This window comes from Hyella patelloides LEGE 07179, assembly GCF_900659865.1.
Lineage (GTDB): Bacteria > Cyanobacteriota > Cyanobacteriia > Cyanobacteriales > Xenococcaceae > Hyella > Hyella patelloides.
Genome location: NZ_LR214046.1, coordinates 1 through 9,266, shown reverse-complemented (window position 1 = coordinate 9,266; position 9,266 = coordinate 1). Strand labels below are relative to the sequence as shown.

At 36.9% G+C, this 9,266-nt stretch carries 8 protein-coding genes; 5 read left to right on the top strand and 3 right to left on the bottom strand.

The window, feature by feature from the left end; genetic code table 11:
* Positions 1–292: 292 nt before the first annotated feature.
* Positions 293–1,954, top strand: coding sequence for a SulP family inorganic anion transporter (locus H1P_RS27830; RefSeq protein ID WP_246141980.1), 1,662 nt, complete (start codon positions 293–295; stop codon positions 1,952–1,954).
* A gap of 2 nt (positions 1,955–1,956) precedes the next feature.
* On the opposite strand, the gene H1P_RS27825 is transcribed toward H1P_RS27830, so the two are convergent.
* On the bottom strand, positions 1,957–3,252 hold the full coding sequence (locus H1P_RS27825) for an AAA-like domain-containing protein (RefSeq protein WP_144873866.1): 1,296 nt from the start codon (positions 3,250–3,252) through the stop codon (positions 1,957–1,959).
* Positions 3,253–3,829: 577 nt separating this feature from the next.
* Here H1P_RS27825 and H1P_RS27820 point away from each other — a divergent pair.
* A complete protein-coding gene (locus H1P_RS27820) occupies positions 3,830–4,228 on the top strand; it encodes a hypothetical protein (RefSeq protein WP_144873864.1) in 399 nt (132 codons plus the stop codon).
* A 249-nt stretch (positions 4,229–4,477) separates the two neighbouring features.
* Positions 4,478–5,413 carry a phosphoribulokinase gene (locus tag H1P_RS27815; protein ID WP_144873862.1) on the top strand — a complete coding sequence of 312 codons (936 nt, stop codon included), beginning with the start codon at positions 4,478–4,480 and terminating at the stop codon, positions 5,411–5,413.
* Between the two features lie 203 nt (positions 5,414–5,616).
* On the opposite strand, the gene H1P_RS27810 is transcribed toward H1P_RS27815, so the two are convergent.
* On the bottom strand, positions 5,617–6,231 hold the full coding sequence (locus tag H1P_RS27810) for a DUF938 domain-containing protein (RefSeq protein WP_186376181.1): 615 nt from the start codon (positions 6,229–6,231) through the stop codon (positions 5,617–5,619).
* A 552-nt stretch (positions 6,232–6,783) separates the two neighbouring features.
* Between H1P_RS27810 and H1P_RS27805 the strand changes: the two genes are divergently transcribed.
* Together H1P_RS27805 and H1P_RS27800 are read left to right on the top strand one after the other, a co-directional pair.
* Positions 6,784–7,113: a hypothetical protein gene (locus H1P_RS27805; RefSeq protein ID WP_144873858.1), complete on the top strand. Its 330-nt coding sequence runs from the start codon at positions 6,784–6,786 to the stop codon at positions 7,111–7,113.
* A 243-nt stretch (positions 7,114–7,356) separates the two neighbouring features.
* Complete coding sequence (locus H1P_RS27800) at positions 7,357–8,829, top strand: DASH family cryptochrome (RefSeq protein WP_144873856.1); 1,473 nt, start codon at positions 7,357–7,359, stop codon at positions 8,827–8,829.
* A gap of 252 nt (positions 8,830–9,081) precedes the next feature.
* On the opposite strand, the gene H1P_RS37790 is transcribed toward H1P_RS27800, so the two are convergent.
* A partial coding sequence (locus tag H1P_RS37790) for a hypothetical protein (RefSeq protein WP_222427278.1) occupies positions 9,082–9,266 on the bottom strand: 185 nt, incomplete at its 5' end.

Here is a 9,266-nt window from a genome sequence, read left to right as displayed (position 1 = left end):
CTTTAGGGGTCTTGGGCGGGGCTTACAAGTTCTGCCGTGAAACGACAGAATCAGCCCCTTGGGTTTCCCTCAATGAGCAACTCGTTCAAGACAGGTATGAAACCGATAGTAATACTGTTCGGAGCTTCCAAGCTCTAAGCTCTAAGCTTTAAGCCTCTTGAATATTAATGAAAAAGTAAAATTTTGCGCTTTTCATACCACCATGAGGCTTTGCCCCAACTTGAAAAATATCGCAACATCAATAAGTTAAGATCGCTCTATGACCATAGCCCAGTTTTGCAACTATCTCTCAATGCCAGGTTTAACCAGATTGCTATCTTACCGTAGGGAATGGTTGCAAGGAGATATTGTAGCGGGTTTGACAGTGGCAGCCTATTTAATTCCTCAATGTATGGCTTACGGAGAACTGGCAGGAGTTGAACCTGTTGCGGGATTATGGGCAATTTTACCACCGATGGTTATATATGCAATATTTGGCTCGTCACCACAGCTTTCGATTGGACCTGAATCTAGTACTGCCGTAATGACAGCCGTTGCGATCGCACCTTTGGCAGCAGCTAGAACGGATACCTATATTAGTCTTGCTGCTTTGTTAGCAATTTTTATGGGATTGATTTGTCTTGTGGGCTATTTTGCGCGACTGGGTTTCTTAGCAGATTTACTATCTAAACCAATCTTGATTGGCTATATGACTGGTATTGCTCTGATTATGATTGGGGGACAACTAGGCAAGATGGGCAAGATCGAGATTGAATCAAATGCTTTTTTTTCTCAGGTTAGTGAATTTATCGCTAAGCGACAACTGGCTCACTCACCTACTTTGATTTTAGGAGTTTCAGTTTTAATTTTTTTATTTGCGTTCCAGCATCGCTTCCCTAATTTACCCATCACCTTGATTGCCGTTTTATTATCAACCGTAGCAGTGGCTATCTTTAATCTTGATGAGCATGGTGTAGCTGTAGTAGGGGAAATTCCTGCTGGCTTACCTCATTTTGTAATTCCTCAAGCATCGTTTCAGGATTTGGTTTCTTTAATAGCTTCTGCTGTGGGGATTTCTATTGTGGGCTATTCTGATAATGTGCTGTCGGCTAGAGTTTTTGCCAATCGTAATAACTATAAGATTGATGCCAATCAAGAACTTTTGGCCTTGGGGTTGGCTAACTTTGGTAATGGATTGATGCAGGGTTTCCCTATTAGTAGTAGTGGAAGTCGTACTGTAATTGGTGATTCTGTAGGTAGTAAGAGCCAGTTATTTTCTTTGGTGGCAATGATATCAGTAGTTTTGGTGTTACTTTTCTTTCGCCCTGTGTTAGCACTATTTCCGAAAGCTGCTTTGGGCGCGATTGTTATTTATGCTGCAACTAAATTGATTGAAGTCTCGGAATTTATTAGGTTGTATCGGTTTCGTCGTAGTGAGTTGCTCCTCGCTGCTTTGACCACCATTGCCGTGCTGGTAACTGGTATTTTAGTGGGTGTCGGGATTGCCGTTAGCTTATCGGTAATTGAGTTATTTTCCAGAGTTGCTCGTCCTCATGATGCAGTCTTAGGTCGAGTGCCTAATTTAGCTGGGCTTCATGATATAGATGATTGGCAAGGTGCCAAAACGATTCCTGGTTTGGTAATCTATCGCTATGATGCACCGTTGTGTTTTGCCAATGCTGAAAACTTTAAACAGCGATCGCTCTTAGCTATTGAAGCAGAAATCAATCCCGTTGAATGGTTGATTTTAAACATGGAAGCCAATGTAGAAATAGACATCACTGCTATCGATATGCTGTTTGAATTGAGAGATGAATTAGTAGCCAAAAATATTGTCTTTGCTATGGCGCGAGTTAAACAGGATTTGTATCTCGAACTAGAAAAAGCAGGATTTTTGCAAAATATCCCAGCCGAACATATTTATCCTACCTTACCTACTGCGATCGCAGCTTTTGAACAGCGTCAACTAAATTAAAATTAATGAAGGCGATCTCGAAAATAAAGACGATACAACTGACAACTAGGAACAACTTCATTTCCTTTGAGGGATATTAAACCCAAATTTTCTAGCTGATAGTTCACAAGAGAATCAAGCTGCACGGGGCTATCCGATTTTACTACCTTGCTAAAAGCTTCTGCCAATACAGTATGGTCATACAATGTTTTCAAATAGTGGCGAAGCGTATCGATAAAAATGCTAGTTTCTGTAGCAGCCTCTTCGATCAATGTGTTTAGATTGAGGTGATATTTGGCTAAATGATAAAAAGCCAATCGAGCCAAATAAGGATGACCACCAATCAAGTTACTCAAAACTGCTATCCCATTTTTCTGAAAGTCATTTTGTTGAATCAATTGATGCCTTGAGGCTAAATCTAACATTTGTTCGCGATCGAATGTTGGTAAATTCATTGATAAACCCACATTAAATGAAGATTGCTTAAAATCTACTAGTGGTACATAGCTTTCTGTTGACTGGACAACAATTAAACGTAATTTTTGCCAATGAGATACAACTTGAGCTTCTTCATGCCAAAAAAGCAGCAATGGGATAAATTCTTGAGCCACTTCTCGATGTTTAAAAATAATCTCTAATCGATCTATTGCCAAAATCAAAGGCTTGTCTAACTGACATAACACATAATTTTCTAAATAATTACTACAGCTAACTTTTAGACCCAAATCTTCGTCCCAACAGCTATCTATCAAATTTTTCATTGCTAATTGAGAGCAAATATTAGCGATGAGCCAACGTATTAGCCTACCCGTATTACAAATTATGTTGCTGTCTGCTTGTTGTAAATCAATTTTTACTTGGTAATAATCGGGTTTGACCTCAGCCATAATCCGATTCAATAACGAAGTTTTTCCCATTTTTTGAGGAGCTTTAATGCGGAGTAAAGCCCCTGGTCGATCGATTTCTTCACAACAATCACTTTCTAAAGGATGTCTTTCAATGTAAAAATAAGAATTTGTAGGAACAATACCATCTGGAAGCTCTAAAGAAATATCATCAGATATTTTTTTACTAGATTGTTGTCTTAAAACAGAACGCAAGTTATTTTTTGTCACTTCTTCTTGGCAAATTTGAGAAAGGAGTTGCCAAAGTCGAGAACCTACACCTCTAATATAATTAGCATCGTAATCAGAGTGACGAGCAATTTGCAGATAAGTTTTTCCTTGCCAACATTCACGAAAAACTATTTCTTGTAAAGTACTTAATTTTTCTGGTTGGATTAGTTCTTCAACAAAAGATAATGCTTCTTCAGTTTTCATTTAAATATATTTTTAAATAAAATATTTGTTTTTATTATATAACTTTGGCTAATGCTAATAAATAAGCTCTTTTACACAAAAACAACCATAAATTACTAACAAATATTCACAATACCCAACTTAACGGGACTTAAACAAAAATCGAGCCTCGGACAAAGCCTAAACTAGCTTTATGAGCAGTGAACACATCCCTATTTTTATTCAACCAGTCCTTATAGCCTATAGCAAGAAAGCTAATACCAATTATCAAAAATAGCTAGATAGATAGAAAATTATTTCTAATTGACGAAAAAACACTCAAACTACTATTTACACTAACTCCTGATATGCGAAGCGGTATCCTTTAGGACTCCTGACGGGCGTGACTCCTAGCTTTAAACCTTCGTCTCTTATTACTTTTAATAAATGGTATAATCACGTAGCGATTTTAGATTTAGCTAACTGTTAGGAATGGCGATCGCCTGAAAAAGGCACTTGATGATCGCATTTTAGCCACCAAAATTATGAAATTTTATTATTTCTAGACAAATACGATATAGTTGACTTGATTAACTACTACTCAATAAAATACTTAATTATGTTGAATTGTAGAAAAAATTTATCTGCCATAGTAGTTTCAGCTTTTTCTGCTGCTTGCTTAACTATCGGAATTGTCACTCCCGCTTCAAGTCAGATTTTACCAGAAGTTTGGGGCTCAGTAGGCACGCAAGATGATGATATTAGCTATGCTGGAGGCGTTAAATGGACTGGTTTTGCCTTAGAAGTAGGAACGGGTAAAGAAGGAGCTACTGGAGGCGACTTTTTGGCATTTTTTCCCTTTCCTGCGGTTTCTCCATATATAGGTGTGGGTGCTTATTCTGGAGATGATTTCTTTGCTTATTCTGGAGGACTACACTTTTCTGCTGGTAGAGTAATTATCGGTGGAGGATATCATTCTATTCGAGGAATTAACGGCAAATTAGGTTTTAAATTTTAAGATTGTTAGTCCAGTCCCATCTTCGTCCCAAACTAAGCGAGATAATATAGTTATTGGTTGGTTGTTGAAAGTTTTTGATTAATCATTACCAAGAAATAATCAACCTGTTCTTTTGTTGATAGTTGATAGTTGATAGTCTGGCTCGGTAATTCCTAATATTTTCTTTCTTAAATTCAGGACAACCTCCTTAACAACAACCTGATAATATAAATACATTATTTGTCTTTATATGTTGCTTAGGAAGGAATTATGACCGAACGACCCATCATCCTTGGTATTGTCGGTGACAGTGCTGCGGGAAAGACTACTCTTACAAGAGGATTAGCCCAAGTTTTTGGGAAAGAAAATGTGACTGCTATCTGTACTGATGATTATCACCGCTATGATCGTCAACAGCGAGCAGAAATGGGTATTTCGGCATTACATCCTGATTGCAACTATCTAGATATTATTGAGCAGCATCTCGATTTACTCAGCCAAGGAAAATCCATTTTAAAGCCAATTTATAATCATAGTACGGGTAAATTCGATCCTCCAGAATATATCGAACCTCGTAAGTACGTAATAGTAGAGGGGTTACTGGGTTACTCTACTCGTAAAATGCGAGAAAGCTATGATATTAAAGTATACCTCGCGCCTCCAGAATCTCTGAGATCGTTTTGGAAGATTAAACGGGATACTCGTAAACGGGGTTATACTGACGAACAGGTATTAGAACAATTAAAGAAAAGAGAACCCGATTCTGAAGCTTATATTAGACCACAACGTAAATGGGCGGATGTAATTGTTTCTTTTTATCCTCCCGATAAAGAATCTGAAGCTAATAATTTGTTGCTCAATGTAAAATTAATTTTGCGCCCCACTATTCCTCATCCCAATTTGACTCATATTTTAAACGCAGAGGGGAATCATCTTGGTTCAGCAATTCGTTTGGGCTTAGATAGGGATATGGGTAAGCCAGTGGATATTCTAGCTATTGATGGACACGCTACCGAAGAGCAAGTTCGAGAGTTAGAAAAAACCTTTTGCAATGAAGTCCCATTTTTGGGTCAATTCTGTAGTTTAGATGGTAACAAAGAAATTGGGACGGTTGTGGGGACTACAGGGGAAAGTTTACGGAGTTATCCTTTAGCTCTGACACAACTTCTGGTTGCTTATCATATGTTGAAAGATAGAGTGGGTTAATAGATTAGTAACTTAGTAACTGGGGAGGGAGGGAGTAATCAGTAATCAGTAATATGGATTAAATAAAATACAAAAGTAGGGTGTTGTTAGCGCAGCGTAACGCACCTTCGCAAGCTCAAGAGAAATTGTAAGTTATTAGATTTGCATTCCTAAGTACTACACTATTTATCTGAATCTCTCCCACTACTTCCTTCTTTGCTTGATTACTTTTTACTAAAAACAACTGATAAATTGTTAGCTGGCATTGCAATTACTTGTTTTAGAGCTAAGTTATTAGCCTCAGCTACAGCTATGACATCTTCCAACTGTCGCACACCCCATTGAGAATTTTGATCGCGCAGAGATTTGTCAAAGGCTTCATTACTTGATGATGTGTGTTTTCCTTCTCTTTTGTAAGGACCATACAAATAGAGAATACCATCGGTAGGTAAGATACGCCCTGCTCCTGCCATTAAACCTTCACAGGCTGAGTATGGGGAGATATGAATCATATTAATATTAACGATGGCATTAATGGTAATGTCTGCGGTTTCGATTGACCAATTGTCAGTACTCGCATCTATCTCTAATGGTGAGTGCAAATTATCAGCAGGACACTCTTTACTCCAATCTATAATGCTAGCACGTAATTCCGCATCGCGATCGCTTGGATACCATTGACAGTCTGGAAACCGAGAAGCGAAGAAGACGGCGTGTTCTCCTGTACCGCTAGCAATTTCTAGAATATTACCCTGGGGAGATAGGTATTTTTGCAATACTTCTAAAATGGGTTCGCGATTACGTTGGGTTGCAGGAGCGTATCTTTTGGCATCCATAATAGTTATATTCTCAGTCTTCCTTTGGTGAACAATTCATAACCAGCATAGAAGTTCGTCAGAGATAACACAAATTGCCACCAACTTGTAGGGTAGGGTTTAAAATTGCTCGACTACTGGCAAAAACTAAGATAATCCTGATTAAGAGGCTAAGAATACTCAACATTTTGTTTCTAGGAGGTAACGTAAAAAACAGTAATACTTCTGCGGTTCGGAGCTTCTAAGCTCTAAGCTTAAAAGCAAATCTTTACTGCTTAACAACTAAACGAAATATCTTTTCAGCATTACACATTCAGCAACGCCAAAAATATAATCCTAATAACAATAAGCATCAACCAATCAATCTAGCTAGCATAATCTTTTATTTAATTGATTATTTTTAATAATGTATCTACCTATGGTTGTATATAATTATTATTTTGAGTACGATCTGAAAACTCAAGATCGATGATTAAGCAGCTGCAAAAATAACTGATTTAATATATATTAATAAGTATTAAAAAATAGAAGTATCGCTTGGTATTATTCTTTTGAATCCTTGCCTACAATTTTAAAATGCCAGAACCTTTAGAAAGCAAAGAAGCTCAAATTCAAGTTATTGAAGCTAATTCAGATCGGATAATTGCGATCGCAAAAAAAGGATATACTGAATTTACTGAAAAAGGTACAGTAGTCTTATTAAGACAGTTGGAAGACAATACCAGTAACCTAGAAGATTGGCAAATAACTTACAGACCGATAAGTTTAATTCCCAATGTAATTAGTGATTGGAAAGAAGCTGGTTTACAAGAGTTGATTATTAAATATAATCCCGATGTTTCGATAATTTGTACTTTTTTATATCCTAACGGAGCGCATACAAGTTATCATTTCTCTGCCGAGTAATAGGCAAGCTGTCACGGATTCAATTTACTGTTTGAGATTTAGTAGAAGGAGCAGAGGGAAAGAGAAAGTTTTTATCAATAATAAATATGCAATTATTTATGCCAACAAGCTCAATAGCTAATCGGTTACCAGTTATCATTGATTAATCATTAGTTATTAGCAAATAATCACTAATCACTAACCACTGTAAAGACGCAAAATAAGAAGTTTCTACCCACCAACCACGAACAAATTAGCTACTAAATGTCACCAAAAAAAATAATTATTTGGTATCGTAATGATTTACGGCTACACGATCACGAACCTTTTTATAATGCTATAGGCGAAAAAGCTCAGGTAATTCCTGTTTATTGTTTTGATTTAAGGCAATTTAAAACTACATCTTTTGGTTTTCCTAAAACTGGTAAATATCGCGCTCAATTTTTATTAGAAAGTGTTCGAGATTTACAGAATTCTTTACAACAACTAGATAGTAATTTAGTAGTTCGTCAAGGATTGCCAGAAAATGAAATATTTGCGATCGCTAAAAAATTACAAGTAGATGCAGTTTACTATCATCAAGAAACTACCGCCGAAGAATTAGCAATCGAAAACAAGCTCAAACAAGCATTATCAGAGAATAATATTGCTTGTAAAAGTTTTTGGAGTGCAACCTTATATTTACCAGAAGATTTACCTTGTAAAGTGAATCATATTCCCGAATTATTTACTAATTTTCGTAAACAAGTTGAAAAAAAGTCTGGTATTAAAAAATTATTACCCGCACCAAAAAAAGTATTCTCATTACCTAATATAGAACCAGGAAAAATACCAACTTTACGAGATTTAGGTGTAGAAAAACCTAGTTATGATGATAGAGCAGTTTTAAAATTTGTCGGAGGAGAAACCGCAGCCTTAGAACGTTTAAAACATTATTTTTGGGATACGGACTGTCTACAAAAATATAAAGAAACTCGTAACGGAATGTTAGGCACAGATTACTCCTCTAAATTTTCTGCTTGGTTAGCTCATGGTTGTATTTCTCCCAGATATATTTACGACCAAGTACAAAAATACGAAATAGAAAGAACCAAAAATAACTCTACCTATTGGTTGATATTTGAATTGATTTGGCGTGACTTTTTTCGCTTTATATGTGCCAAACATGGTAATAAAATATTTTATCAATCTGGCTTACAAGGTATCAATATTCCCTGGAAACAAGACTGGAAAAGATTCGATTTATGGCGAGAAGGAAAAACAGGTTATCCTTTAATAGATGCCAATATGCAAGAGCTAGCAGCAACAGGTTTTATGTCCAATCGTGGTCGGCAAAATGTCGGTAGTTTCCTGACTAAAAATTTAGGAATAGATTGGCGTATGGGTGCAGAATGGTTTGAATCGCTATTAATTGATTACGATGTTTGTAGCAATTGGGGTAACTGGAATTACACCGCAGGAGTAGGCAATGATGCTCGTGGTTTCCGTTATTTTAATATACCCAAACAGTCAAAAGATTACGATCGCAAAGGAGATTATGTACGCCATTGGTTGCCAGAATTAAGCTTAATTCCTGGAAATAAAGTACACGAACCTTGGAAACTAAATCAAGAAGAACAAAAACGCTACGGAGTTCGATTAGGTGTGGATTATCCTTGTCCTGTGGTGGACTTTTTTAAGTCAGTTCAAGCCAATGAAGCTATTTATGAAAATGCGGTGTCGAACACAAGCAGATGACAAGCCTATTGTTCAATTATGGGGCAGGATTTGCTGAAAAAGTATTAGATTTCTTACATAAGTCTCTAGATTTATAGTAAGGTTAATTAAAAATTAAACTATGTCTAAATATGCTTGCAGAGCCATCTTATCTTATCGATGTTGTTTCTATTTTCAACTTATTGTCGGCGTTGGTGAATGCATAATGCTGAGACAAGTTTTTACTAATCTATACTGTTATTCAAAATTATTTCAAAGCTTATAGCCTATAGCTTATAGCTTATAGCTAAGAACCGTATTATTTTGGGTGACATTACTGTCTTGAACGAGTTGCTCATTGAGGGAAACCCAAGGGGCTGATTCTGTCGTTTCACGGCAGAACTTGTAAGCCCCGCCCAAGACCCCTAAAGGACTCGGCTTCGCCGTCGCGCACTCGTTCGCTAAATCAGCAACGCCCT